This is a genomic window from Streptomyces sp. NPDC007983, assembly GCF_042958345.1.
GTDB lineage: Bacteria > Actinomycetota > Actinomycetes > Streptomycetales > Streptomycetaceae > Streptomyces.
On the sequence record NZ_JBIBJI010000001.1, the window covers coordinates 896,629 to 921,014 of the forward strand.

General features: G+C 70.4%; 22 protein-coding genes and 4 tRNA genes. 11 read left to right on the top strand and 15 right to left on the bottom strand.

What is annotated here, in order from left to right:
- Positions 1 to 97: 97 nt before the first annotated feature.
- Positions 98 to 1,015, top strand: a complete 918-nt coding sequence (locus ACFZCY_RS04185) for a phosphoribosylaminoimidazolesuccinocarboxamide synthase (RefSeq protein ID WP_391169209.1) — start codon at positions 98 to 100, stop codon at positions 1,013 to 1,015.
- A 53-nt stretch (positions 1,016 to 1,068) separates the two neighbouring features.
- On the opposite strand, the gene ACFZCY_RS04190 is transcribed toward ACFZCY_RS04185, so the two are convergent.
- From ACFZCY_RS04190 to ACFZCY_RS04225, 8 genes are all read right to left on the bottom strand, one after another.
- A tRNA-Gly gene (locus tag ACFZCY_RS04190) sits at positions 1,069 to 1,141 on the bottom strand.
- Between the two features lie 103 nt (positions 1,142 to 1,244).
- Positions 1,245 to 1,865 carry a response regulator gene (locus ACFZCY_RS04195; RefSeq protein ID WP_391169210.1) on the bottom strand — a complete coding sequence of 207 codons (621 nt, stop codon included), beginning with the start codon at positions 1,863 to 1,865 and terminating at the stop codon, positions 1,245 to 1,247.
- Positions 1,862 to 3,139: a histidine kinase gene (locus ACFZCY_RS04200; protein ID WP_391169212.1), complete on the bottom strand. Its 1,278-nt coding sequence runs from the start codon at positions 3,137 to 3,139 to the stop codon at positions 1,862 to 1,864. Before ACFZCY_RS04200 ends, ACFZCY_RS04195 begins: the two co-directional genes overlap by 4 nt.
- A 22-nt stretch (positions 3,140 to 3,161) precedes the next feature.
- Positions 3,162 to 3,932, bottom strand: a complete 771-nt coding sequence (locus ACFZCY_RS04205) for an ABC transporter permease (RefSeq protein WP_391169408.1) — start codon at positions 3,930 to 3,932, stop codon at positions 3,162 to 3,164.
- 14 nt (positions 3,933 to 3,946) lie between these two features.
- A complete protein-coding gene (locus ACFZCY_RS04210; protein WP_391169213.1) occupies positions 3,947 to 4,948 on the bottom strand; it encodes an ATP-binding cassette domain-containing protein in 1,002 nt (333 codons plus the stop codon).
- 140 nt (positions 4,949 to 5,088) lie between these two features.
- Positions 5,089 to 5,164 (bottom strand) — tRNA-Gly (locus ACFZCY_RS04215).
- Positions 5,165 to 5,242: 78 nt separating this feature from the next.
- Positions 5,243 to 5,314, bottom strand: a tRNA-Gly gene (locus ACFZCY_RS04220).
- Between the two features lie 115 nt (positions 5,315 to 5,429).
- A complete protein-coding gene (locus tag ACFZCY_RS04225) occupies positions 5,430 to 5,747 on the bottom strand; it encodes a histone-like nucleoid-structuring protein Lsr2 (RefSeq protein WP_391169215.1) in 318 nt (105 codons plus the stop codon).
- 314 nt (positions 5,748 to 6,061) lie between these two features.
- On the opposite strand from ACFZCY_RS04225, the gene purS reads away from it, so the two are divergent.
- Genes purS through purL form a run of 3 tightly spaced genes read left to right on the top strand, consistent with a single transcriptional unit; the run spans position 6,062 to position 9,287 of the window.
- Entirely contained in the window at positions 6,062 to 6,340 is a 279-nt protein-coding gene (gene purS / locus ACFZCY_RS04230) for a phosphoribosylformylglycinamidine synthase subunit PurS (protein WP_361484004.1), read from the top strand.
- Complete coding sequence (gene purQ, locus ACFZCY_RS04235) at positions 6,337 to 7,017, top strand: phosphoribosylformylglycinamidine synthase subunit PurQ (protein WP_055545550.1); 681 nt, start codon at positions 6,337 to 6,339, stop codon at positions 7,015 to 7,017. Before purS ends, purQ begins: the two co-directional genes overlap by 4 nt.
- Positions 7,014 to 9,287, top strand: a complete 2,274-nt coding sequence (gene purL, locus ACFZCY_RS04240) for a phosphoribosylformylglycinamidine synthase subunit PurL (RefSeq protein WP_391169218.1) — start codon at positions 7,014 to 7,016, stop codon at positions 9,285 to 9,287. Before purQ ends, purL begins: the two co-directional genes overlap by 4 nt.
- A gap of 54 nt (positions 9,288 to 9,341) precedes the next feature.
- On the opposite strand, the gene ACFZCY_RS04245 is transcribed toward purL, so the two are convergent.
- On the bottom strand, positions 9,342 to 9,740 hold the full coding sequence (locus ACFZCY_RS04245; protein WP_391169219.1) for a nuclear transport factor 2 family protein: 399 nt from the start codon (positions 9,738 to 9,740) through the stop codon (positions 9,342 to 9,344).
- A gap of 93 nt (positions 9,741 to 9,833) precedes the next feature.
- Here ACFZCY_RS04245 and ACFZCY_RS04250 point away from each other — a divergent pair, with 93 nt between their 5' ends.
- The 3 genes from ACFZCY_RS04250 (at position 9,834) to purM (ending at position 13,281) form a co-directional block, all read left to right on the top strand.
- Complete coding sequence (locus tag ACFZCY_RS04250; protein WP_391169220.1) at positions 9,834 to 10,436, top strand: sterol carrier family protein; 603 nt, start codon at positions 9,834 to 9,836, stop codon at positions 10,434 to 10,436.
- A gap of 164 nt (positions 10,437 to 10,600) precedes the next feature.
- Entirely contained in the window at positions 10,601 to 12,160 is a 1,560-nt protein-coding gene (gene purF / locus ACFZCY_RS04255) for an amidophosphoribosyltransferase (RefSeq protein WP_391169222.1), read from the top strand.
- 50 nt (positions 12,161 to 12,210) lie between these two features.
- Complete coding sequence (gene purM / locus ACFZCY_RS04260; RefSeq protein WP_391169223.1) at positions 12,211 to 13,281, top strand: phosphoribosylformylglycinamidine cyclo-ligase; 1,071 nt, start codon at positions 12,211 to 12,213, stop codon at positions 13,279 to 13,281.
- 134 nt (positions 13,282 to 13,415) lie between these two features.
- On the opposite strand, the gene ACFZCY_RS04265 is transcribed toward purM, so the two are convergent.
- Entirely contained in the window at positions 13,416 to 13,670 is a 255-nt protein-coding gene (locus ACFZCY_RS04265) for a DUF3073 family protein (protein WP_391169224.1), read from the bottom strand.
- A 445-nt stretch (positions 13,671 to 14,115) separates the two neighbouring features.
- Positions 14,116 to 15,273, bottom strand: coding sequence for a Glu/Leu/Phe/Val dehydrogenase dimerization domain-containing protein (locus ACFZCY_RS04270; RefSeq protein WP_391169225.1), 1,158 nt, complete (start codon positions 15,271 to 15,273; stop codon positions 14,116 to 14,118).
- 176 nt (positions 15,274 to 15,449) lie between these two features.
- Between ACFZCY_RS04270 and ACFZCY_RS04275 the strand changes: the two genes are divergently transcribed.
- Positions 15,450 to 16,286 (top strand): hypothetical protein, encoded by an 837-nt coding sequence (locus ACFZCY_RS04275; protein ID WP_391169226.1) that lies wholly within the window; start codon positions 15,450 to 15,452, stop codon positions 16,284 to 16,286.
- 505 nt (positions 16,287 to 16,791) lie between these two features.
- The gene (gene bldC, locus ACFZCY_RS04280; RefSeq protein WP_003949541.1) at positions 16,792 to 16,998 is read left to right on the top strand and encodes a developmental transcriptional regulator BldC; all 207 of its coding nucleotides are present in this window, start codon (positions 16,792 to 16,794) and stop codon (positions 16,996 to 16,998) included.
- Between the two features lie 391 nt (positions 16,999 to 17,389).
- On the opposite strand, the gene ACFZCY_RS04285 is transcribed toward bldC, so the two are convergent.
- The 3 genes from ACFZCY_RS04285 to hrpA all read right to left on the bottom strand — a co-directional run bounded on the left by ACFZCY_RS04285 (position 17,390) and on the right by hrpA (position 21,840).
- Positions 17,390 to 17,584, bottom strand: coding sequence for a DUF6274 family protein (locus ACFZCY_RS04285; RefSeq protein ID WP_391169228.1), 195 nt, complete (start codon positions 17,582 to 17,584; stop codon positions 17,390 to 17,392).
- A 123-nt stretch (positions 17,585 to 17,707) separates the two neighbouring features.
- Positions 17,708 to 17,782 (bottom strand) — tRNA-Asp (locus ACFZCY_RS04290).
- Positions 17,783 to 17,913: 131 nt separating this feature from the next.
- Entirely contained in the window at positions 17,914 to 21,840 is a 3,927-nt protein-coding gene (gene hrpA / locus ACFZCY_RS04295) for an ATP-dependent RNA helicase HrpA (protein WP_391169230.1), read from the bottom strand.
- Positions 21,841 to 21,927: 87 nt separating this feature from the next.
- Between hrpA and ACFZCY_RS04300 the strand changes: the two genes are divergently transcribed.
- Entirely contained in the window at positions 21,928 to 22,989 is a 1,062-nt protein-coding gene (locus tag ACFZCY_RS04300) for an ABC transporter permease (protein ID WP_391169231.1), read from the top strand.
- A gap of 170 nt (positions 22,990 to 23,159) precedes the next feature.
- On the opposite strand, the gene ACFZCY_RS04305 is transcribed toward ACFZCY_RS04300, so the two are convergent.
- Positions 23,160 to 23,471 carry a MerR family transcriptional regulator gene (locus ACFZCY_RS04305; protein ID WP_391169409.1) on the bottom strand — a complete coding sequence of 104 codons (312 nt, stop codon included), beginning with the start codon at positions 23,469 to 23,471 and terminating at the stop codon, positions 23,160 to 23,162.
- Between the two features lie 436 nt (positions 23,472 to 23,907).
- On the opposite strand from ACFZCY_RS04305, the gene ACFZCY_RS04310 reads away from it, so the two are divergent.
- Entirely contained in the window at positions 23,908 to 24,315 is a 408-nt protein-coding gene (locus tag ACFZCY_RS04310) for an ATP-binding protein (protein WP_391169233.1), read from the top strand.
- Positions 24,316 to 24,386: the final 71 nt, after the last annotated feature.

Here is a 24,386-nt window from a genome sequence, read left to right on the forward strand (position 1 = left end):
AATCTGCTGGACCGCATCTGCAAGCGGGGCTGACGGCGCCGCCGGGAGGGCGTGGGGGAGAATCGTGGTGGCTTGGACAGAACCACCAGGAGGAAGCGTGTCCGGATTCGTCGAAAAGCCCGAACCGGTGCAGGTTCCGGGCCTTGAGCACCTGCACACCGGCAAGGTGCGCGACCTCTACCGGACCGAGCGGGGCGAGCTCGTCATGGTCGCCAGCGACCGGATGTCCGCGTACGACTGGGTGCTGCCCACCGAGATCCCCGACAAGGGCCGGGTCCTCACCCAGCTCTCCCTGTGGTGGTTCGACCTGCTCGCGGACCTGGTCCCGCACCACGTCCTGTCCACCGAGCTGCCCCCCGGCGCTCCCGCCGACTGGCAGGGCCGCACCCTGGTGTGCCGGTCGCTGCGGATGATCCCGGTCGAGGCCGTGGCCCGCGGCTACCTCACCGGCTCCGGCCTCGCCGAGTACGAGCACAACCGCACCGTCTGCGGTCTCGCCCTGCCCGAGGGGCTGACCGACGGCTCCGAGCTGCCCACCCCGATCTTCACCCCGGCGACCAAGGCCGAGGTCGGCGAGCACGACGAGAACGTGAGCTACGAGGAGGTCGCCCGCCGGATCGGCGCCGAACCCGCCGCCAACCTGCGCCAGATCACCCTCGCGGTGTACGCCCGGGCCCGCGACATCGCCCGTGAGCGGGGCATCATCCTCGCCGACACCAAGTTCGAGTTCGGCTACGCGGAGGCGACCGCGGGCGCGGACGGCGCCGAGCTGGTCCTCGCCGACGAGGTGCTGACCCCCGACTCGTCCCGCTTCTGGCCCGCCGACACCTGGCAGCCGGGCCGCGCCCAGCCGTCCTTCGACAAGCAGTACGTCCGCGACTGGCTGACCTCCCCGGCCTCCGGCTGGGACCGGCACGGCGAGCAGCCCCCGCCGCCGCTCCCGGCGGAGGTCGTGGAGCGGACGCGGTCGAAGTACGTGGAGGCGTACGAGCGGCTGACCGGCATCAGCTGGTAAGACCCCGGGCACGACAAGGGCCCCGGTCGCATCGACCGGGGCCCTTGATCCGGAGCGGACGACGAGGCTCGAACTCGCGACCTCAACCTTGGCAAGGTTGCGCTCTACCAACTGAGCTACGTCCGCCTGCGCCACCGGTTTCCCGTTAGCGCGCCTCTACTATAACCAAACCTCCGGCCGCCGCCACCACCACCGGGAACAAACCCCCACATTCCCGCATGATCGGCCGCTACAGCCAGCCCCGCTCGCGCGCCCTGCGGACCGCCGCGTGGCGGTTCTCGGCGTGCAGCTTGGCCGCCGCCGCGGACAGATAGTTCCGCACCGTCCCCGGGGACAGCGCCGCCCGCCGGGCGATCTCCGCGATGGACGCCCCGTCCGCCGCCAGATCCAGCAGCTCCGTCTCGCGCGCGGTGAGCGGGGAGTCGCCCGCGCTGATCGCGTCGGCCGCCAGGTCCGGGTCCACGTACCGGCTGCCGCCGTGCACCGCCCGGATGATCTCGGCGAGCTGCCGCGCCGAGGCGGTCTTCGGCACGAACCCGCGCGCCCCCGCCTCCAGTGCCCGCTTGAGGTGCCCCGGTTTGCCATGGCTGGTCACGATCATGGACCGGCAGTCCGGCAGCTCGGACCGCAGCGCCGCCGCCACCCCGACCCCGTCCGTGACCGGCATCTGCAGGTCCAGCACGGCCACATCGGGCCGGTGCGCCCGCGCCATCGCCAGCGCCTCCGGACCGGAGGCGGCCTCGGCGACCACCAGCAGGTCGTCCTCCAGAGACAGCAGCGCGGCGAGCGCACCGCGGATCAGATGCTCGTCGTCGGCGAGCAGCACCCGGATCACCTCGCCGTCGTTCATACGGCGCCCTCCAGCGGGAGTTCGGCCCGCAGCCGGTACGTCCCGGCGCCGTCGCCGGGACCGGAGTCCAGCGTGCCGCCCAGCGCCGCGAGCCTCTCCCGCAGCCCCTTGAGCCCGCTGCCCTCCCCGGTCCCGGTCCCGGCTCCCGCCCCGGTGCCGGCTCCCGCCCCGGTGCCGGCCCCCGTTCCGGTCCGGAGTCCCGTGGGCACCCCGTCGTTCTCCATCTCCAGCACCGCCGTCCCCGCGTGCACCCGGACGCGGATCGCGCACCGTTCGGCGTCCGCGTGCCGCAGCACGTTCGTCGTCCCCTCCCGGACCACCCACCCCAGCGCGGACCGCACCTCCTCGGGCAGCGGCGTCCCGCCGCCGTCCTCGGGCGGGCCGTCGACGTGGCAGTCGACCCGGGCCGCGCGCAGCACCGAGCGCGCCCCGGCCAGCTCCACCTGCAGATCCGCCTCCCGGTAACCGCGCACCACGCCCCGGACCTCCATCTGGGTCTCGTGCGCGATCCGCTGCACCTCCACCATCTGGGCCACCGCCTCGGGCCGCTCCCGCCGGGCCAGTTGCACCGCCAGCTCGCTCTTGAGGGCGATCACCGCCAGGTTCCGTCCCATCACATCGTGCAGGTCCCGGCCGAAGCGCAGCCGTTCCTCCGCGACCGCCAGCCGCGCCTGCACCTCCCGGTTGGCGCCCACCTCGTACATCACCTGCACCATCCACCCCGAGCAGCGGACCGTGAACAGACACAGCGCCCCCGTCCCGGCGACCCCGAGGACGGCCCCCAGCGGGGCGGCGAGCCCCGGCCGGACCACCGCCTCCGCCACGGCCAGCGCCGCCGCGATCCAGATGTGCACGACGGCGAAGGTGCGCATCGGCAGCAGCAGCGCGTACGGGATGGCGAGCGGCAGCAGGGTGAGCGTGACGGTCCGGGCGGCCGTCCCCGGCTGGTGCAGCCCGCCGGTCGCCTGGAGCGCCAGCCCGGCCGCCAGCCCCGCGGCGGCCAGGACGGCGGCGAGTCCGGGCAGCCGGGGGTCCACCGGGCGGCCGTGCAGATAGTGGTCGAGGCCGCGCCGCAACAGCGGGAGGGCGAGCGCGCTCTGCACCATGGACAGGCCCAGCAGCGGCCACTTCAGCGCGGGTGGCGTGTCCCGTAGCGCCACCGCCAGCGGTCCACACATCCCGAGCTGGTAGAACCACGGCAGCGTGTACAGCATCCACCGGGTGAACAGCTCCACCCGTGTCAGCCGCGCGGCTCCGCGCCATCGCCGTATCACGAACCCGTTCCCCCTCGTCCGGTCAGCGCCGCGGTTCCCAGCGGAACCGCTTGCGCACGGCCCACCCTGCCAGCACCGTCCAGGCCAGCGCCGTCGCGAGGGTGCCCAGGACGTCGGCCACGCCCATGTCCCCGGTCCAGCCTGCCCGTACGAGATCGACCACCGAGGTCAGCGGCAACAGCTCGCACACCGACGCCACCTGGTCCGGCATCACGTCCAGCGGCACGAACAGACCGGAGCCGACCATCGACAGCATCATCATCGGCACCGGTGTCAGCTGGGCGGACTCCGCGGTCTTGGTGAACGCGGCGGTCGCGGCGGCCAGCATCACCATCTGCACCACGCCGACCGCGATCCCGACGACGGCCAGATACGGGGCCTTCGGCGCGGACACGTCGAGCGCGACGCTCACCCCGCCCACCAGCAGCACGCATTGGACGAGCCCGAGCAGGACGGCAGGGAGCGCGGACCCGGACAGGATCTCCGGATCGGTCAGCTCCCCGGCGCGCAGCCGCTTGAGGACCAGGCCCTCACGGCGGATCACATAGACGCCGACGAGGTTCATGTAGACGGCCAGCACCAGGGCCATGCCGATCGAACCGGGCACCAGCAGCGTGCCCAAATCCAGCCCGGTGCCCTTGAGGTCGACGCCCTCGACGCCCGTCTTCATGCTGTACGTGAGCATGCCGGGCAGTACCAGCGCGTACGCCAGCGCGGCCTTGTTGCGGGCCAGCAGGGTCAGTTCGCCGCGGGCCAGCGCGAACACCCGCCCCCGGGCGGCGGTCGGTGCCATCGTGCTCGTACCGCTCACTGTGCCACCCCCTGTGTCGTCTGTGCTGTCTGTGCCGTCTGTGCCGTGTCCGCCGTGTCCGCCGTGTCGACGGTGCTCGCGATGTGCAGGAACGCCTCTTCCAGCGAGGCCGACCGGGCGTCGAGCCCGCTGAGCCCGATCCGCCGCTCCCGCGCCCACAGCAGCACCTCGGTGGCGGTGTGCTGGAGGTCCCTGGTGCGCAGCCGTACGGCCCGGCCCACCGAGTCCCGTTCGAGGGCGCCCAGCGCGGCGGGCGGCGGGAGGTCGTCGGTGGAGGTGCCCTCGGGCAGGGTGAAGGAGAGGTGCGAGGGCCGTGCGGCCACGATGTCCGCGACCCGGCCGGAGGTGGCGATCCGTCCCGCGTGCATGATCGCGAGCCGGTCGGCCAGCGCCTCGGCCTCCTCCAGGTAGTGCGTGGTCAGCAGCACCGTGGTGCCCTGGTCGCGCAGCGTCCGCACCAGCTCCCAGGTGTCCCGCCGGCCCTCCGCGTCCAGTCCGGTGGTCGGCTCGTCGAGGAACAGCACCTCGGGGCGGCCGAGCAGGGCGAGCGCCAGGTCCAGCCGGCGCCGCTCGCCGCCGGAGAGCATCTTGACCCGTACGTCCGCCCGTCCGGCCAGCCCCACCAGCTCCAGGCCCTCCCGGACCGGCCGGGCGCCGCTGGTGCACCCCGCCCACATCCGCGCGGTCTCGGTGACGGTCAGCTCGGGCGGGAGCCCGCCTTCCTGGAGCATCATCCCGATCCGCGGCCGCACCTTCCCCCGCTCCCGGTACGGGTCGTGGCCGAGGACCCGCACCGTGCCGCCGGTCGGGGCGGCGAGCCCTTCCAGCAGTTCGACGGTGGAGGTCTTGCCCGCGCCGTTCGTGCCCAGCAGCGCGAACAGCTCACCGCGCGCCACCGAGAACGAGATGCCCCGCACCGCGTCGAACCCCCGGGCCCCGCTCGGCCCATATCGCCGCCGCAGTTCGTCGACCGCGATCGCGTTCTCTGTCACATCCATGACTCCAGGCTTTCGCCGCCCGGGGGAGCCTTGTAGTGCGGGCTGTCATCGGCCCCGATGACAAATGTCATCGAGAGGGTGAGCCGGACAACAGAAAGACCTGGGGCGCCAGTCGATTCGACTGGCGCCCCAGGTCTCCATGGAGCGGACGACGAGGTTCGAACTCGCGACCTCAACCTTGGCAAGGTTGCGCTCTACCAACTGAGCTACGTCCGCATGCCTCCGACCGGCTTTCACCGATCGGCGCGCGCATCACTCTACTGGATCTCCCGAAGGGGAACGAAGAGTGATGAGAGCGGGTGACAGGGATCGCACACTGCGCCTCCCCCTTGGAAAGGGGGCGCTCTACTACTGAGCTACACCCGCATGGTGTGTTCCTCGGGGCTTTGGCCTTCCGGCCTCGCCCCTCGGCGTGCTCCAGACTCTAGCGGACCACCCGGGGTGTTGTGCAACTCGGCTGAACGCCGCCTGAACGAGCGGTTCAGCGGGACTCGTTGAAGGCCTCGTAGACCTTCTTGGGGATGCGCCCGCGCGGCGGCACCTCCATGCCGTGCGACCGTGCCCAGGCGCGGACCGCGGCCGGGTCCGGGGCCACGGAGGTACGGCGGTAGGTCTTGCCGGAGCGGGACCGCTTGCGGCCCGCCTCCACGAACGGGGCGAGGGTGTCGCGGAGTTTCGATGCATTGGCGGCGGTGAGGTCGATCTCGTACGACTTGCCGTCCAGGCCGAACGTGACCGTCTCCTCGGCAGCCCCTCCGTCGATGTCGTCGGAGAGCGTGACTACTACGCGCTGTGCCACGGATATCGGTCCTTTCGGGCTGCATCGTTGCGTTGACGTGCAAAGATGTCAGCTGTCCAGTTGTTAGCGAACAATGCTTTTTCATTTGTACAGCGACCGGCATTGCATTGTGAAGCCCCGGTAATTCCGTCAGCGTGTCACATCACAATCCGGACCATGCGTTTTTGCTGGATCTTTCCCTGGTGGTTGTCGCGGATGGGTCGTGGCTGATGCGCGCGTGTGACCCCGAAGAGATATCTACTCGCGTAGATTTTTGCTCGGGGTAGGCTTGCGCCACCGCCTTACGCACCAGCACCACACCATCGGGAGTGCCAGTGGCACGCGTCGTAGTCGACGTCATGCTCAAGCCGGAGATCCTCGACCCCCAGGGCCAGGCGGTGCAGCGCGCACTGCCCCGCCTCGGTTTCGAGGGCATCGCCGACGTCCGTCAGGGCAAGCGCTTTGAACTCGAAGTGGAGGGCCCGGTCGATGACGCCGCCCTCGCCCGTATCCACGAGATCGCCGAAACCTTCCTCGCCAACACCGTGATCGAGGACTTCGATGTGAAGGTCGAGGCCGCCGGTGCCGACGCCACCGCAAAGGCGGAGTCGTGACCGCACGCGTCGGAGTCGTCACTTTCCCCGGAACCCTCGACGACCGCGACACCCAGCGCGCGGTCCGTACCGCCGGTCTCGAAGCCGTACCGCTGTGGCACCGTGACAAGGACCTCAAGCAGGTCGACGCGGTGATCCTGCCGGGCGGCTTCTCCTACGGCGACTATCTGCGAGCCGGAGCGATCTCCCGCTTCTCCCCGGTAATGGAGACCGTCATCGCCCAGGCGAAGGCGGGTATGCCGGTGCTTGGCATCTGCAATGGGTTCCAGGTTCTCACCGAGACCCATCTGCTGCCCGGTGCGATGCTGCGCAACAACCATCTGCACTTCATCTGCCGCGACCAGAAGTTGCGAGTGGAAAACGCGGAGACCGCCTGGACGCGCTCGTATGAGCAGGGCCAGGAGATCAACATCCCGCTGAAGAACATCGACGGCCGCTATGTCGCCGACGAGCGCGTCCTCGATGAACTCGAGGCCGAGGGGCGCGTCGTCTTCCGCTATCAGGAGCTGAACCCCAACGGCTCCCTGCGCGACATCGCCGGGATCTCCAATGCGGAGGGCAATGTCGTCGGCCTCATGCCGCACCCCGAGCACGCCGTCGAGCCGCTGATCGGCACCGGTCGCACCGACGGGCTCGGATTCTTCACCTCGATCCTCAAGAGGCTGGTCAGCGCATGACCCTGGACACCACCAAGCACGCCGCCCAGACCCCGGACACCGCGCAGCCCTGGGCCGAGCTGGGGCTGAAGCAGGACGAGTACGAGCGCATCCGCGCCATCCTGGGCCGCCGGCCCACCGGCGCCGAGCTGGCCATGTACTCCGTCATGTGGTCGGAGCACTGCTCGTACAAGTCGAGCAAGGTCCACTTGCGGCAGTTCGGCGAGAAGGCCCCCGAGACCGACGCGCTGCTCGTCGGCATAGGTGAGAACGCGGGCGTGGTCGACGTCGGCCAGGGGTACGCGGTCACCTTCAAGGTCGAGTCGCACAACCACCCCTCGTACGTCGAGCCCTACCAGGGCGCGGCCACCGGCGTCGGCGGCATCGTCCGCGACATCCTCGCCATGGGCGCCCGCCCGGTCGCCGTCATGGACCCGCTGCGCTTCGGCGCCGCCGACCACCCCGACACCAAGCGGGTGCTCCCCGGTGTCGTCGCGGGCATCGGCGGCTACGGCAACTGCCTGGGCCTGCCCAACATCGGCGGCGAGGTCGTCTTCGACCCCTGCTACCAGGGGAACCCGCTGGTCAACGCCCTGTGCGTGGGCGTCATGAAGCATGAGGACATCCACCTGGCCAAGGCGTCCGGCACGGGCAACAAGGTCATCCTCTACGGCGCCCGCACCGGCGGCGACGGCATCGGCGGCGTCTCCGTGCTCGCCTCCGAGACCTTCGACGCTGCGGGCGATAGTGCCTCCGGCACGGGCAAGCCCGCCAAGCGCCCCGCCGTCCAGGTCGGCGACCCGTTCCAGGAGAAGCTGCTCATCGAGTGCACCCTGGAGATCTTCAAGGAAGACCTGGTCGAGGGCATCCAGGACCTCGGCGGCGCCGGTCTGTCCTGCGCCACCAGCGAGCTGGCCAGCGCCGGCTCCGGCGGCATGCGCGTCGAACTCGACACCGTGCCGCTGCGCGACTCCTCGCTCTCCCCCGAGGAGATCCTGATGAGCGAGTCGCAGGAGCGCATGTGCGCGATCGTGACGCCGGAGAAGGCCGACCGCTTCCTGGAGATCTGCGAGAAGTGGGACGTCATCGCCACCGTGATCGGTGAGGTCACCGACGGCGAGCGGCTGGAGATCTTCTGGCACGGCGAGCAGATCGTGGACGTGCCGCCGCGCACCGTCGCCCACGAGGGCCCGGTGTACGAGCGCCCCTACGCCCGCCCCGACTGGCAGGACACCCTCCAGGCCGACGACGCGGGCAAGCTGCCCCGCCCGGCCACCGGGGACGAGCTGCGCGAGCAGGTGCTGCGCGTGATCTCCTCCCCGAACCAGGCGTCCAAGTCCTGGGTCACCGACCAGTACGACCGCTTCGTGCAGGGCAACACGGTCCTCGCCCAGCCCGAGGACTCCGGCATGGTCCGGGTCGACGAGGAGACCGGGCTCGGTGTCGCCGTCGCCACGGACGGCAACGGCCGGTACGCCAAGCTCGACCCGTACGCGGGCGCGCAGCTGGCCCTCGCCGAGTCGTACCGCAACGTCGCCGCGTCCGGCGCCAAGCCGCTCGCGATCTCCAACTGCCTCAACTTCGGCTCGCCGGAGGACCCCGCGGTCATGTGGCAGTTCGCGGAGGCCACCCGCGGCCTGGCCGACGGCTGCCAGACCCTGGGCACCCCGGTCACCGGCGGCAACGTCTCCCTGTACAACCAGACCGGGGAGACCGCCATCCACCCGACGCCGGTCGTCGCCGTCCTCGGCGTGATCGACGACGTCGCGCGGCGCACGCCGATGGCGTTCGCCGAGGAGGGCCAGTTGCTCTACCTGCTCGGCGACACTGCCGAGGAGCTGGGCGGCTCGGCGTGGTCGCAGGTCATCCACGACCACCTGGGCGGGCTGCCGCCCAAGGTGGACCTGGAGCGCGAGCGGCTGCTCGCGGAGATCCTGATCTCCGCCTCCCGCGACGGCATGGTGGACGCGGCCCACGACCTGTCCGACGGCGGTCTGATCCAGGCCGTGGCCGAGTCGTGCCTGCGCGGCGGCAAGGGCGCCCGGATCGTCGTCCCCGACGGCGTGGACCCCTTCGTGCTGCTGTTCTCCGAGTCCGCCGGGCGCGCCGTCGTGGCCGTCCCGCGCAGCGAGGAGATCCGCTTCAACGACATGTGCGGCGCCCGCGGGCTTCCCGCCACCCGGATCGGGGTCGTGGACGGCGAGACGATCGACGTCCAGGGCCAGTTCTCGATCCCGCTGGCGGAGCTGCGGGAGCCCTACGAGGCGACCATCCCCGGCCTGCTGGCCTGAGCGCCCGTCGTGTGGCCCCGCCCCGGTGGGCGGGGCCACACGCGCGCTCCGGGGTCACTTCCCCCAGAAGGCGTTGGCGGCGTCGATGTCCTCGACGCAGTAGTCGATGTCGCTGATCTTCCCGCCGACGATGGTGAAGAACAGCCCGGTCTTCATGTCCAGCGTGCGGTTGCCGCGCTCGGCGCGGCAGTGCTGGCCGAGGATCACATGCCCGCGCCCGTCGGGCAGCACCGTCTCCACCTCGACCCGCAGCGTGCCGCCGGTCTCCTCGTATTCGGTGCGGTACAACCGCATGCACGCGTCCCGGCCCTTGTGGTGCCCGGAGAGCATGTGGTCACCGGGCACATGCTGGACGACGTCCGCCGTCAGCAGCGTGCCGAGGGTGTCCAGGTCGCCTTGCTGGAACGCGGTGGCGGCGCGGCGCACCACGGCGGCATCGGGGTGCTCGCCCATGGCCATTCACACCTTTCGTATCGATAGATACCTCTCTATCCCCTTTCCTTCATCCTCCGTCGGGCCCGCCACCGTGTCGATACGCTCGGCGACATGCCGCCTCGCCCCCGCGCCCGTACGTACGACCCCGCCAAGACCCGCGCCGCCGTGACCGCGCAACTGCGGCACGTCCGGGACGCCGTGCGCGGGCTGGACGAGGAGCGGCTGGCCGCGCCCACCCGGGTCGGCGGCCGGTCGGTCCGCGAGCTGATCGCGCGGCTGCCGGCGGAGGCCGCGGCGGCCGACGAGGACGCCCGCACCCTCGCGGCCCGCTGCGCCGAGCTGGTCGTCCGCAGCGACGATCTGGCGGCGGCCACGGGCCTGGCCGTGCCGTACGACCGCCAGGCGCTGGCCACCGCCGTCCGGCTGCTGGCCGACGGCCTCGCGGCGAAGGCGCCCGGCGGGTCGGTCGAGCTGCGCATTCCACCGTTCGCCGTCGTGCAGTGCGTGGAGGGCCCCCGGCACACCCGCGGCACCCCGCCGAACGTGGTCGAGACGGACCCGCTGACCTGGGTCCGGCTGGCTGCCGGCCGGATCGGCTGGGCCGAGGCGCTGGAGGCCGGTGAGGTGACGGCGAGCGGCGAGCGCGCGGACCTCGCCGCACACCTCCCGGTGCTCGGCGGAAACCAGGGCGACACGGTGCCGCGCCAGGTGTGATCCATGCCCCAGCCACGGATGCCCGCCACCGGCCGGACAGGCCCGTCAGCAGGCCGGATCCGGGGTCGGGGCGGGCCGGGAGCGAGCCTTTCGCAGATGTGACATACGCCCCCCATCGGGTCCCTCGTTCGGCCGCACCGCGGAACTGGCCTAGACTCGATGCCGTGCCACGTGGTGACGGACGACTCAGCCACGACCTGCTCCCCGGTGAGAAGGGCCCCCAGGACGCTTGCGGCGTCTTCGGAGTCTGGGCGCCGGGTGAAGAGGTCGCCAAACTCACCTATTTCGGGCTGTACGCGCTGCAGCACCGCGGTCAGGAGTCCGCGGGCATCGCAGTGAGCAACGGCTCCCAGATCCTCGTCTTCAAGGACATGGGCCTGGTCTCGCAAGTCTTCGACGAGACCTCCCTCGGCTCCCTGCTGGGCCACATCGCGGTCGGTCATGCCCGCTACTCCACCACCGGTGCCTCGGTGTGGGAGAACGCGCAGCCGACGTTCAGGGCGACCGCCCACGGCTCGATCGCGCTGGGCCACAACGGGAATCTGGTCAACACCGCCGAGCTGGCGGAGCTGGTCGAGGCCCTGCCCAGAGACAAGGGCCGGGCCACCCAGGTCGCGGCCACCAACGACACCGACCTGGTCACCGCCCTCCTCGCGGGGCAGGTCGACGAGGACGGCAAGGCGCTGACCGTCGAGCAGGCCGCCCCGATCGTGCTGCCGAAGGTCAAGGGCGCTTTCAGCCTCTGCTTCATGGACGAGCACACGCTGTACGCCGCCCGGGACCCGCAGGGCATCCGCCCGCTGGTGCTCGGCCGCCTGGAGCGCGGCTGGGTGGTGGCGTCCGAGACGGCGGCCCTGGACATCGTGGGCGCGTCCTTCATCCGGGAGATCGAGCCCGGTGAGATGGTCGCGATCGACGAGAACGGCCTGCGGTCCACGACGTTCGCCGCCGCCCGCCCCAAGGGCTGCGTCTTCGAGTACGTGTACCTGGCGCGCCCCGACACCGACATCGCGGGCCGCAACGTCTACCTCTCGCGCGTCGAGATGGGCCGGCGGCTGGCCAAGGAGGCCCCGGCCGACGCCGACCTCGTCATAGCGACGCCGGAGTCCGGCACCCCGGCCGCCGTCGGGTACGCCGAGGCGAGCGGGATTCCGTACGGCTCCGGGCTGGTCAAGAACAGTTACGTCGGCCGGACCTTCATCCAGCCGTCGCAGACCATCCGGCAGCTCGGCATCCGGCTCAAGCTGAACCCCCTCAAGGAGGTCATCCGGGGCAAGCGGCTGGTGGTCGTGGACGACTCGATCGTCCGCGGCAACACCCAGCGCGCCCTGGTGCGGATGCTCCGCGAGGCCGGTGCGCTGGAAGTGCACATCCGGATCAGCAGCCCGCCCATCAAGTGGCCCTGCTTCTTCGGCATCGACTTCGCGACCCGCGCCGAGCTGATCGCCAACGGTCTGTCGACCGAGGAGATCGGCAAGTCGCTGGGCGCCGACTCGCTCGCGTACATCACCACCGACGGCATGATCGAGGCGACCACGATCGCCAAGCCGAATCTGTGCCGCGCCTGCTTCGACGGCGAGTACCCGATGGACCTGCCGGACCCGGGGCTGCTGGGGAAGCATCTGCTGGAGTCGGAGACGGAAGGCGGGAGCAGTGCCGACGCCGATGGCGTGCGGACGCTGACCGCCGGTGTCGGTGGCGCCGACGCGCTCCGCCGCCCCTGAGGCCCCGGCCCTCGTACGCGCTCTTCCGAAACGAAAGAACTCAAGGTCACATGTCTGAGTCCACTGGTGCCAGCTACGCCGCCGCGGGCGTCGACATCGAGGCGGGCGACCGCGCCGTCGAGCTGATGAAGGAGTGGGTCAAGAAGGCCTCCCGGCCCGAGGTCGTGGGCGGCCTCGGCGGCTTCGCGGGCCTCTTCGACGCCTCCGCGCTCGCCCGCTACCGGCGCCCGCTGCTGGCGTCCGCGACGGACGGCGTGGGCACCAAGGTGGACATCGCGCGCCGGATGGGCGTGTACGACACGGTCGGCCACGACCTGGTCGGCATGGTCGTGGACGACCTGGTGGTGTGCGGCGCCGAGCCGCTGTTCATGACCGACTACATCTGCGTCGGCAAGGTCCACCCGGAGCGGGTCGCCGCCCTCGTCAAGGGCATCGCCGAGGGCTGCGCCCTCGCGGGCTGCGCGCTGGTCGGCGGCGAGACCGCCGAGCACCCGGGGCTGCTGGGCGCCGATGACTTCGATGTCGCCGGGGCCGGTACGGGCGTCGTCGAGGCGGACGCGGTACTGGGCGCGGATCGCATCCGTACGGGGGACGCGGTGATCGCCATGGCCTCGTCCGGACTTCACTCGAACGGGTACTCACTCGTCCGCCATGTGCTCTTCGACCGGGCCGGCTGGGCGCTGGACCGCGAGGTGCCGGAGCTGGGCCGGACGCTGGGGGAGGAGCTGCTGGAGCCGACCCGGATCTACTCGCTGGACTGCCTGGCCCTCACCCGCACGACCGAGGTGCACGCCTTTTCGCACATCACCGGCGGCGGGCTCGCCAGCAACCTGGCCCGGGTCATCCCGGAGGGCTCGCGCGCGGTGGTGGACCGCTCGACCTGGACCCCCGGGCCGATCTTCGACCTGGTGGGGCGGCTCGGCTCGGTCGAGCGGCCGGAGCTGGAGAAGACCCTCAACATGGGCGTCGGCATGATGGCCGTCGTGCCGGGCGAGTCGGTGGACGTCGCGCTGGCCACCCTGGAGGACCGCGGGGTGCACGCCTGGGTCAGCGGAGAGATCACCGACCGCACGGCCGGTGACACGGAAGCGGTGACGCTGACCGGTGACTACGCGAGCTGAGCCGGCCGCGCCCGGCGCGCGGACAGCACAGAAGCCGGTCCGAGGCGGCTGCCCCGGACCGGCAGAGGTGCGGCGATTGCCGAGCGCCTGGAACGTGGTGGAAGGATCAACCCCGCTGCTGCGGGGACCACATTTCAGGCACGGCGACGTTGCACGGACGAGTCCGACCGGTCGTCGTCCTCGTCATCGTCGTCGTTGTACAGATCCGCGTACTGTGCGTACGGGTCATCGTCCAGCTCATCGTCCTCGAACGGCTCGCCATTCGGCGGCTGGCTCGATGTCGATGCGCCCAGCTCCTCGGCCAGGCGTGAGAGGTCCGTCCCACCGCTGTTGTACTTCAGCTGGCGGGCGACCTTCGTCTGCTTGGCCTTGGCCCGGCCGCGCCCCATGGCTCGACCCCCTCAACGACGGGGCTCGACGGCCCCAGAGTCTTGACACGCGTTCACGTTCATGAATCGGAGCGGACTCCCCAAAGAGAGACCGGTCCGTAGGGCTTCAACGGTACCTGCTTCTGTGGCCATACGGTACGTCGCCCACACGACGTGCCACGAGGCAGAACCCGCGAGGCGCCCCGTCCCCGCTGGTCAGCTGCGATTTTAACCTGTCTCGGGGGCCGACCCGCCGACGGGCCGTGAGGGATCTCTCGCCAGGGGGTCCCATACCGGTCGGTACGGCGTGCTCCGAGGGGCTTTACCCACTCCCCGCACGGCCTGTCGCGGCGGCTCATCGCGTCCGTCCAGCGGCGATCCGGCGGCGGTCGAGCGACGTCCGGGCGACGCCCAGGTGGCCCCCGGGCGGCGCTCAGACGGTGCTCAGGCGGTGCTCAGGTGTCCCTCAGGTGGCGCCGTGGCCCTCCGCCATACGGTGTTCGGCGAGCCGATCGGCGGCGGCCGCGGGCGGAATGCCATCGGCCCGGGCCCGATCAAAAATGGCCAAAGTCGTGTCAAAGATCTTTGACGCCTTGGCCTTGGCCCGCTCGAAGTCGAAGCCGTGCAGTTCGTCCGCGACCTGGATCACACCGCCCGCGTTCACCACGTAGTCCGGCGCGTAGAGGATCCCGCGGTCGGCGAGGTCCTTCTCGACGCCCGGGTGGGCGAGCTGGTTGTTGGCCGCGCCGCACACCACCTTCGCGGTCAGGGCGGGCACCGTGTCGTCGTCCAGCGCGCCACCGAGCGCACACGGCGCGTAGACGTCGAGATCGGCGCGGATCAGCGCACCGGTGTCCCGGACCGCCTCGATCCGGGGGTGGCGGGCCAGCACCCGGTCGACCGACTCGGCGCGCACATCGGTGACGACGACCTCGGCGCCGTCCTCCAGCAGATGCTCCACCAGGTGGTGGCCGACCTTGCCGACGCCCGCGATGCCGACCCGGCGGCCGCGCAGCGTGGGCGCGCCCCAGGAGGCCTGGGCGCTGGCCCGCATGCCCTGGAAGACGCCGTAGGCGGTCAGCACGGAGGAGTCGCCGGCTCCGCCGTTCTCCGGGGAGCGGCCGGTGGTCCAGGGGCACTCGCGGGCGATGACGTCCATGTCGGCGACGTAGGTGCCCACATCGCAGGCGGTCACGTAGCGGCCGCTCAAGGAGGCCACGAAACGGCCGTAGGCGAGCAGCAGCGCTTCGGTCTTGATCTCCTCGGGATCGCCGAGGATCACGGCCTTGCCGCCACCGTGGTCGAGCCCGGCCAGCGCGTTCTTGTAGGACATGCCGCGGGCGAGGTTGAGCGCGTCGAGGACCGCCGCTTCCTCGGGGTGCTCCTCGGCGCTGTAGGCGTGGAAGCGGGTGCCGCCGAGGGCGGGGCCCAGGGCGGTCGAGTGGATCGCGATGACGGCCTTCAGGCCGCTCTCCCGGTCCTGGCAGAGCAGGACCTGTTCATGGCCGCCCAGATCGGTCCGGAACAGTATCGACAGGGGCGAGAGAGGGTTCGGCACGCGACTCTCCGTCGGACCGTCGACGCTGACGGTGTGACGTACGTCGGTCACGGTGGTGACTCCCATAGGTCGGGTAAGGCGCCCTCCGTGCTGGTGGGGAGGGCCGGTGGGCACGAGGGTAAGCCCTGGAAGGGCGCGGGAGCGGCCATGTCCCCGCCGAGTCTGCATGGTGGTCGTGGGACGATGCGGTGAGCAGGGGGTAGGCAACTCCTGGCGGTGGTATCGGCCTTGAGGGAGCGCGTGTGACCTTGGCGTCTTCGGTGATTGTCCCGTATGCGGCGTATCTCCGCGTCTATGAGCCACTGGGCGCTTTTCCCGAACCGGAGCGCACGCACTGGGCGACCTACGCCAAGCGCGACGAGCTGCCCGGCGCCCAGGACGAGCTGCGGCGGTCGCTCGCCGACCTGCTGCCGGTGCCTCCGGTGCCGGTTCCGGTGCACGAGAGCGCGGACGCCTTTGTGGCGGTCGTGGACGGCGTCACATGCGTCTGTCCGTGGCGGACGCGGCTGCGTGGCTGGTTGGCCCTGGAAGAGCTGCCCGAGCGCCTTCCCGGCCCTCTCCTGGACGCCGCGCTGCCTCCCGTGGTGCGCCGGCAGGCCGCCTCGGACTACGAGCAGTGGCTGGAGCGCAACCCGGACGCCCGTCCGTGGATCCGCTCGGCGACCTGGCATGTCCCGGTCCGCTGGTTCGTGCTCTTCGCGGACGAGGAGCGCGAGTGCACCAAGGGTGACGACGGTCTCATCCTGCGTTACCGCACCCCGATGGTCCAGGCCAGGCGGCGAGTGGCGCGCGGGCTTAAGGTGCTCAAGGAGGCTCTTGGCGAGGGGCCGCTCATCGACGGCCTGGTCGACGTGGGCCGGTGGCTGGAGGAATTCCATCCGCGGTCGCTGGTCGAACTGGACTACGGCGGTCTGGTGCACGTGGTGCCCGCCGGGCAGCTGGAGGACGACCGTTCGGCGGCGGACGTGGCGGAAGGGCTTGCGGCACTGAGAGACGGGGACGGGGAGCGTGCGGGCAGCGCATATGAGCGGCTGACCGATCGGTGGAGCGAGATCCGGGGACGGCAGAACGCCAGCTAGGCGGGTCGGTCCGGGGAAAGCGGATCCAACGGGCGGCCGGGTGCGTCAGAGCCGGAGCGGGGGGACGTAGGTCCCGATCCGGGCCATTACGTCAATCGTGATCTAAAGCACTGACTTCGGGTCTTGCGGCAATCCCCCACCCTCGTGTCAAAATAGGACAAGGAGTCCGGGAAGTTCTCCTTCCGCCCAAGTATGGGCGGATTCATCGGTATTGCACTCCTTGGCGGATCTGATACCCCTGATCCTGTTGTGACTGATCGTCACGGCCACGTGACTGTCCGTTATGGCATGGTCCATCGGCTTCCGTCGAGGTTGGACACCTGAGAGGGCAATTCCATCGGTTTGGCCGACGGGGCTGGACAGATGGTGTAGTTGTAGTGCCGAGGACAAGCCGTTCGTCCTATAACCGACTCGGCCCGCGTCCGCCATTTCGGGCAACGTGGGTCAAGGTGCAGAATTTAGAGGAAAGAACCGTGATGGTTCGGTTCTCCCGAGGAGGCCGCTCATGACCGCTCGCACCCCTGATGCCGAGCCGCTGCTGACCCCGGCTGAGGTTGCCACCATGTTCCGTGTGGACCCGAAGACGGTCACGCGCTGGGCCAAGGCTGGCAAGCTCACGTCCATCCGCACGCTCGGAGGGCACCGGCGCTACCGCGAAGCGGAGGTCCGTGCGCTTCTGGCGGGCATCCCGCAGCAGCGCAGCGAGGCCTGAACAACCGCATAACCGGGCATATCCGGGCCCCCCAGCCCGGCTTTCGCCTGTATGGCTCCACCACGACGGGTGCCTGCCCCAACAGGCCATCACCGCTCGACATGGGTGCGTCGTCGATCGCGCTGGACTCCGCCGGGTCCAGCGCGATCTTTTTTATGCCCTCCCGGGCCCCCTCGCCGGGCGGCCGACGGCCGCTCCGGCAGGCATCGGGGCGCGGCCCGGACGACCCTCTGTGATGCCCTCCGGGGGGCCCGGACAGAGGGTGCAATTGCACATATTAAATTGACCTGTTGTGAGGCGGGTGTAAGTTCCCCCACTCACCAAAACTCATTCGGTGACTCCCGTCACACGGTTCGGCGCTTGTCGATTTCCGCAGAACCGCGGTAAGGGCTCACCGAGTTGACGAGTCGTCGGAGAGTGATCCCTCGGCGGGTGCCGGCTCCGCCGGTGGCGGCGACGGCTCCATCGCCAGCCGCAGCAGCCGATGGCAGACCGGGCAGTGCCGGGTGAAGTGGCGGTAGCCGGAGGCGGCCGCCAGATGGGCCCGCAGCAGGGCCCTGGTCTCATGTTTCGCGGTCGTCGTCATGTGCCGCACCTCCCGGCCACCCCCACGCCACCTTCTAGTCTGGGTACCGCCGGGCGCGGGCTGCCGTCAAGACGACCGGAGGCCCGGATCCTTGCGCGGATCCGGGCCTCCGGTGTATATGTGCGGTCCTGACGGGATTTGAACCCGCGGCCTCCACCTTGACAGGGTGGCGAGCACTCCAAACTGCTCCACAGGACCATCAGTGACGCCCCACAGCCTGTTGGCTGTGTGCTTCGCTGTGGTGCGTCACAGACTCTACAGCAGGTCAGGGGGTGCGGTCGAACTCGCGCCCGCCCGGCCCGTCGGGCGGCACCGGACGGGCCCTGGACCTACGGCGCCACCGCGTCGATCGCCTTCACGATGCGCTTGTCGGAGACCGGATAGGCCGTGCCCAGCGCGTGCGCGAAGTAGCTGACCCGCAGCTCCTCGATCATCCAGCGGATCTCCAGCGCCTCCGGGGGCACCGGGCGGCCCGCCGGGAACTGCTCCAGCAGCCAGGCGTACTCGTCCCGCATCTCCTTGACCTTCGCCATCCGGGTGCGGTCCCGCTCGGCGTTGGTGGGGAGCTGCTGGAGCCGGCGGTCCACGGCGACCAGATAGCGCATGAGGTCCGGCAGGCGGCGTACCCCGTGCGCGGTCACGAAGCCCGGCTTCATCAGCTCCGAGAGCTGTTCCCGGACGTCCGCGAGGGACGGCAGCAGCACCGGGCTCTTGATGCCCTTCAGCCGGCGCTCACACGCCTGCCAGGCCGCCAGTACCTCCTGGACCTTCCGGACGGTGTCCAGCGTGGCGTCCGCGATGTCGGCCCGTACCGCGTCGAAGAGCTTGCGGAACGACTCCTCGTCCCACGCCGGGCCGCCGCGGGCCGCGATGAGCCGGTCGGCGGACGCGGACACACAGTCCTCGAAGAGCGCCGCGATGCTGCCGTGCGGGCTGCTGGAGAGCGCCAGCTTGGCCTGGTTGGTCAGCTTCCCCTGCGCGAACTTCGCCGGGTTGGACGGCAGCTGGAGCAGGATCAGCCGCCGGGTGCCCCGCCACATCGCCTGCCGCTGCTCGGGCTCGGTGTCGAAGAGCCGCAGCGCCACCGACGCGCCCTCGTCCACCAGCGCCGGATACGCCTTGACCGGCTGGCCGCCGCGGCGGGTCTCGAAGGTGCGCGGCAGCGTGCCGACCGTCCACGTGGTCAGCCCGCCGCGCTGCTCGATGCCGACGGCCTCCTTCGAGGACTCGAACGCCTTGGAGATCGCGGCCCGGGTCTTCGGCTTCAGCCGCTGTTTGAGCGCTTCCAGGTCCTTGTCCTCGGCGAGCTTGCGGCGCCGCTCGTCGACCACCCGGAAGGTGATCTTCAGATGGTCGGGGACCCTGTCCGGGTCCCAGTCCTCCGGTTCGATCCGCACCCCCACCATCCGGTGCAGCTCCCGGCCCAGGGCGGCCGTCAGCGGCTCCTGGAGCGGCACCGCGCCGTCCAGGAAGCGCTTGGCGTAGTTCGGCGCCGGGACGTAGTGGCGGCGCACCGGCTTGGGCAGCGACCGGATCAGCTCGGTGACCAGGTCCTCGCGCAGCCCCGGGATCTGCCAGTCGAAGCCGTCCGGGGTGACCTGGTTGAGCACCTGGAGCGGGATGTGGACGGTCACGCCGTCCGCGTCCGCGCCCGGCTCGAACTGGTACGTCACCTTGAACTTGAGCTTCCCCTGGCGCCAGGAGTCCGGATAGGCGTCCTTGGAGACGTCCTGCGCCCGCTCGTTGATGAGCATCGACTTCTCGAAGTTGAGAAGCTCGGGTTCGTCGCGGCGCTTGTGCTTCCACCACGAGTCGAAGTGCGCCCCCGACACCACGTGTTCCGGGATCCGCTGGTCGTAGAAGTCGAACAGCGTCTCGTCGTCGACCAGGATGTCGCGGCGCCGGGCGCGGTGCTCCAGCTCCTCCACCTCGCCCAGCAGCTTCCGGTTGTCGTGGAAGAACTGGTGGTGGGTGCGCCAGTCGCCCTCGACCAGGGCGTTGCGGATGAACAGGTCGCGGCTGGTCTCCGGGTCGATCCGGCCGTAGTTGACCTTCCGCTGGGCGACGATCGGCACGCCGTACAGCGTGACCCGCTCGTACGCCATCACCGCCGCCTGCTTCTGCTCCCAGTGCGGCTCGCTGTAGGTGCGCTTGACCAGGTGCTGGGCCAGCGGCTCGATCCACTCCGGCTCGATCTTCGCGTTGACCCGCGCCCACAGCCGGGACGTCTCGACCAGCTCCGCCGACATCACCCAGCGCGGCGGCTTCTTGAACAGCGCGGAACCGGGGAAGACGGCGAACTTGGCGCTGCGCGCGCCCACGTACTCGTTCTTCTCGGTGTCTTTCAGCCCGACGTGCGACAGCAGCCCGGACAGCAGCGACGTGTGGATGTGGTCCGGTGCCGCGTCCTGCTCGGACAGCTGGATGTCCATGGTCTTCGCGACCGTGCGCAGCTGGCTGTAGATGTCCTGCCACTCGCGTATGCGCAGGTAGTTCAGGTACTCGTTGCGGCACATGCGGCGGAACGCGGACGAGGACAGCTCCTTCTGCCGCTCCCGGATGTATTTCCACAGGTTGAGGAAGGCCAGGAAGTCGCTCGACTCGTCCTTGAACCGGGCGTGCTGCTGATCCGCCTGCTGCTGCTTGTCGGAGGGGCGCTCGCGCGGGTCCTGGATGGACAGCGCCGCCGCGATCACCATGACCTCGCGGACGCAGCCGTTGCGGTCCGCCTCCAGCACCATCCGGGCCAGCCGCGGGTCCACCGGCAGCTGGGCCAGCTTCCGGCCGACCTGGGTGAGCCGCTTGCGCGGGTCCTTCTGCTTGCCGTCCAGCGCGTGCAGCTCCTCCAGGAGCTGGACGCCGTCCTTGATGTTGCGCCGGTCCGGCGGGTCGATGAACGGGAACTTCTCGATGTCGCCGAGCCCCGCCGCGGTCATCTGGAGGATGACGGAGGCCAGGTTGGTACGGAGGATCTCGGCGTCCGTGAACTCCGGGCGGGTGAGGAAGTCGTCCTCGGAGTACAGCCGGACGCAGATGCCGTCGCTGGTCCGGCCGCAGCGGCCCTTGCGCTGGTTGGCGCTGGCCTGGGAGACCGGCTCGATGGGCAGCCGCTGGACCTTGGTGCGATGGCTGTAGCGGGAGATCCTGGCCGTGCCCGGGTCGATCACGTACCGGATGCCGGGAACGGTCAGCGAGGTCTCCGCGACGTTCGTCGCCAGCACGATCCGGCGGCCGCTGTGTCTCTGGAAGACCCGGTGCTGCTCGGCGTGCGACAGCCGGGCGTACAGCGGCAGCACCTCGGTGGACCTCAGCTGCTTCTTGTTCAGCGCGTCGGCGGTGTCCCGGATCTCCCGCTCGCCGGAGAGGAAGACCAGGATGTCGCCGGGCCCCTCGGCCTGCAGTTCGTCCACCGCGTCGCAGATGGCGGTGATCTGGTCCCGGTCGCTGTCCTCGCCGCCCTCCTCCAGCAGCGGCCGGTAGCGCACCTCGACGGGGTACGTACGCCCGCTGACCTCGACGATCGGCGCGTCCCCGAAGTGGCGGGAGAAGCGCTCCGGGTCGATGGTCGCGGAGGTGATCACGACCTTGAGGTCGGGGCGGCGGGGGAGGAGCTGGGCCAGATAGCCGAGCAGGAAGTCGATGTTGAGGCTGCGCTCATGGGCCTCGTCGATGATGATCGTGTCGTACTGGCGCAGCTCACGGTCGGTCTGGATCTCGGCCAGCAGGATGCCGTCCGTCATCAGCTTGATGTGGGTGTCCGGGCTCACCTGGTCGGTGAAGCGGACCTTCCAGCCGACCGACTCGCCGAGCGGCGTCCCGATCTCGTCCGCGATGCGCTCGGCCACGGTGCGGGCGGCGATCCGGCGGGGCTGCGTATGACCGATGAGCCCTTTGACGCCCCGGCCCAGCTCCATGCAGATCTTGGGGATCTGCGTCGTCTTCCCGGAGCCGGTCTCGCCCGCGACGATCACCACCTGGTGATCGCGGACGGCCGCGAGGATGTCGTCCTTCTTCTGGCTGACCGGCAGCTCTTCCGGATAGGTGACGTCCGGCACGGCAGCGCGGCGGTTCGCGACCCGCGTTTCCGCCCGCTCGACGTCCTCGGCGATCTCGCCGAGCACGGCCGCACGGGCCTCGGGCTTGCGGATCCGGCGGGCGCCGTCGAGCCGGCGCCCCAGTCGCTGCTGGTCGCGCAGCATCAGCTCGGGGAGCCGCTCCAGGAGGGCGGGCAGGGCGGGGGCAGGAGTCGTGGACATACGGACCCCAGGATCTCACCTCGGCAAAACGACTGGCGAACCATTTCCGCCGGGTGTTGTCCGGGCCACGTCGTGCCCTATGCCGGGATGGTCCGTTCTAGCGTTACGCGCATGGCGGACGACGACTCCCCGCGGGCCCGGTCCCCGTGGGCCCGGTTCAAGCGCGGCCCGTATCTCCCGGCCTCGGTCATCGTGCTGATCATCTCGGCGGGCGCGGGGCTCTTCGCGGGCTCGTACACCTTCGCCTTCGCCAACCCCACCCCGCGCCGGATCCCCGTCGCCTTCGTGAGCACCGACCAGGGCGCCGGCCCGCCGCGGCGGTTCGTCGCCGGGATGGAGAAGGCCCTGGACGCCTCGCTGCGGCCGCGCCGGGAGCCTTCGTACGGCCGCGCCCGCTGGGCCGTCGAGGAGCAGCAGGTCTTCGGCATCCTGCGGACGCGCGGCCGCGGCGTCGAACTGGGCCTGTCCTCGGCGGCGGGCGCCGGCGTCGCCCAGGTGCTCGCCTCGGCCGGTACGAAGGTGGGCCGGGCGGTGGGCGTGCCCGTCGCCGTACGGGACCTGAAGCCGCTCCAGCCGGGCGATCCGCGGGGCCTGGCGGTCTTCTACATCTCACTGGCCGCGGTGATCATGGGCTTCCTCGGCGCCGTCCAGCTGAGCGTGAACGCGGCCGCTCTGAACCCGGCCGAGCGGATCGCCTTCACCGCCGCGTACGCGATGCTCGGCGCCTTCGTCATCGCCGCGATCGTCGACTGGGGGCTCGGCGCGCTGGATCTCCCCTTCGCCGGGTCCTGGGCGATCCTCGCCCTGACCATGTTCACCTCGGGGATGGTCTTCTCCATGTTCAACGTCCTGTTCGGACGCTGGGCGCTCATCCCCACCTGGGGGCTGATGGTCCTGCTCGGCAATCCCTCGTCGGGCGGCGCCGTCTCCTGGCCGCTGCTGCCGTCCCTGCTCGGCACGGTGGGCCGCTGGCTTCCGCCGGGTGCTTCCGTCAACGCCCAGCACACCGCCGTCTACTTCGGCGAGCACCAGCACGCCTTTCCGTTCCTGGTGCTGGCGGGCTGGTCGCTCGTCTCCGTCGTGGTCTTCTGGACCTGGCGCCACCGCCACCCGGGGGGCCGCCCGGGCCGGGCGACTCCGGCCTCCTGAGCGCCCTCGACCAGGGCGCGGACGCGAAGAGGCCCCTCCTGGAATCAGGAGGGGCCTCTTTCATGGAGCGCCGAGCAGGCCTTGCACCTACATCCCTCGTTTGGAGACGAGTATCTTTCCTTAGACGACCGACGCATCAACTTCAGCCCGTCAGGGCGGCGTTGCAAGATCTACTTTACCCCATCCGGTTCGTTGTTGATGCGCCGGGCCTCTTCGAGCTGATCTTCCAGAGCGACGATGCGGCATGCGGCGTCGATCGGGGTGCCCTGATCGACCAGCCGGCGGGCGCGGGCGGCGACCCGTAGCTGCTGGCGCGAGTAGCGGCGGTGGCCGCCCTCCGAGCGCAGCGGCGTGATCAGACCGGCTTCGCCGATGGCCCGCAGGAAGGCCGGTGTGGCGCCGAGCAGATCGGCGGCACGGCCCATGGTGAAGGCGGGATAGTCGTCATCGTCGAGCCGGCTGTGCTGTTTTTCTTCGGCCATCGACACCTCATCTTCCATGTCGTCGGTCACGTCACATCGGTCGCGCGTCGAGGGGCCCTGGAGCCGATTCGGCTCCAGGGCCCCGAGGGGTTCAACACCATTTTCCGCGGACCCGTCTGTAACGACAGGTGTGCGGGGATCGCGGATATCTGACCGGGGACCACCTTCCCTTCCGGGGCGTGCGGTACCCGAGCGGACTCAACTCCTCGCCCGGGCGATCCTGATGGTGTCCGCCTCCTTGCTGTCGGTGCCTGCCGCGCCCTCGTCGGGGCGCCGTGACTACGACAGGGAATCTACCCCCCGCGGGCTCCTCATGTCTACAGTCGCCGCGATAGATTTACGCCAGTGTTGAAGCCAGCCAAGCGTGCGGGGCGCAAGAGTGGGCACACGAGCCTCTGCAAAGCGGGATATCCGAGGTAACCAGGGGTGTACGCGCATGAACGGCACGAAGATCGCCAACACTCGGCCCACGGCCTCGACCGTGGTGCGGGGGGACAGTTTTGGCGGCATTCACCGCGCCCGCGCCGTCACCCGGGCCTTCACCAAGGGGCTCACCCCGCCACCGCAGCCGGACGTGGCCGACGCCATCCTTCTCGTGGTGTCCGAACTCGCCACCAACGCGCTGCGCCACGGGGGCGGCCAGTACACCCTCGAACTCTCCGCCGACTCCGACACGGTCACCGTCGCCGTCAGCGATCCGAATCCGGCGGCTCCCCGGGCCCGTCCGCCCGACCTGAACACCGGTACCGGCGGCTTCGGCTGGCACATGGTCCGCCGTCTGGCCCGCGAGGTGACCATCACTCACGGCCGCGGCAAGACGATCTACGCAAGCCTCTCCCGCTGAGCGCGCCGGCCGTACAGGGCCTCGCGCACGCGGCGCGCACACGCAGAAAATCCCTCCCCTGGATCAGGAGA

Coding starts and splice junctions, on each gene's coding strand:
- ACFZCY_RS04195 (WP_391169210.1), bottom strand. CDS start 1,865: ATGAACGACGGCGAGGTGATCCGGGTGCTGCTCGCCGACGACGAGCAT.
- ACFZCY_RS04205 (WP_391169408.1), bottom strand. CDS start 3,932: ATGGCACCGACCGCCGCCCGGGGGCGGGTGTTCGCGCTGGCCCGCGGC.
- ACFZCY_RS04210 (WP_391169213.1), bottom strand. CDS start 4,948: ATGGATGTGACAGAGAACGCGATCGCGGTCGACGAACTGCGGCGGCGA.
- purL (WP_391169218.1), top strand. CDS start 7,014: ATGACCCTGGACACCACCAAGCACGCCGCCCAGACCCCGGACACCGCG.
- ACFZCY_RS04245 (WP_391169219.1), bottom strand. CDS start 9,740: ATGGGCGAGCACCCCGATGCCGCCGTGGTGCGCCGCGCCGCCACCGCG.
- ACFZCY_RS04250 (WP_391169220.1), top strand. CDS start 9,834: ATGCCGCCTCGCCCCCGCGCCCGTACGTACGACCCCGCCAAGACCCGC.
- purM (WP_391169223.1), top strand. CDS start 12,211: ATGTCTGAGTCCACTGGTGCCAGCTACGCCGCCGCGGGCGTCGACATC.
- ACFZCY_RS04265 (WP_391169224.1), bottom strand. CDS start 13,670: ATGGGGCGCGGCCGGGCCAAGGCCAAGCAGACGAAGGTCGCCCGCCAG.
- ACFZCY_RS04270 (WP_391169225.1), bottom strand. CDS start 15,273: ATGGGAGTCACCACCGTGACCGACGTACGTCACACCGTCAGCGTCGAC.
- bldC (WP_003949541.1), top strand. CDS start 16,792: ATGACCGCTCGCACCCCTGATGCCGAGCCGCTGCTGACCCCGGCTGAG.
- ACFZCY_RS04285 (WP_391169228.1), bottom strand. CDS start 17,584: ATGACGACGACCGCGAAACATGAGACCAGGGCCCTGCTGCGGGCCCAT.
- hrpA (WP_391169230.1), bottom strand. CDS start 21,840: ATGTCCACGACTCCTGCCCCCGCCCTGCCCGCCCTCCTGGAGCGGCTC.
- ACFZCY_RS04300 (WP_391169231.1), top strand. CDS start 21,928: ATGGTCCGTTCTAGCGTTACGCGCATGGCGGACGACGACTCCCCGCGG.
- ACFZCY_RS04305 (WP_391169409.1), bottom strand. CDS start 23,471: ATGGCCGAAGAAAAACAGCACAGCCGGCTCGACGATGACGACTATCCC.
- ACFZCY_RS04310 (WP_391169233.1), top strand. CDS start 23,908: ATGAACGGCACGAAGATCGCCAACACTCGGCCCACGGCCTCGACCGTG.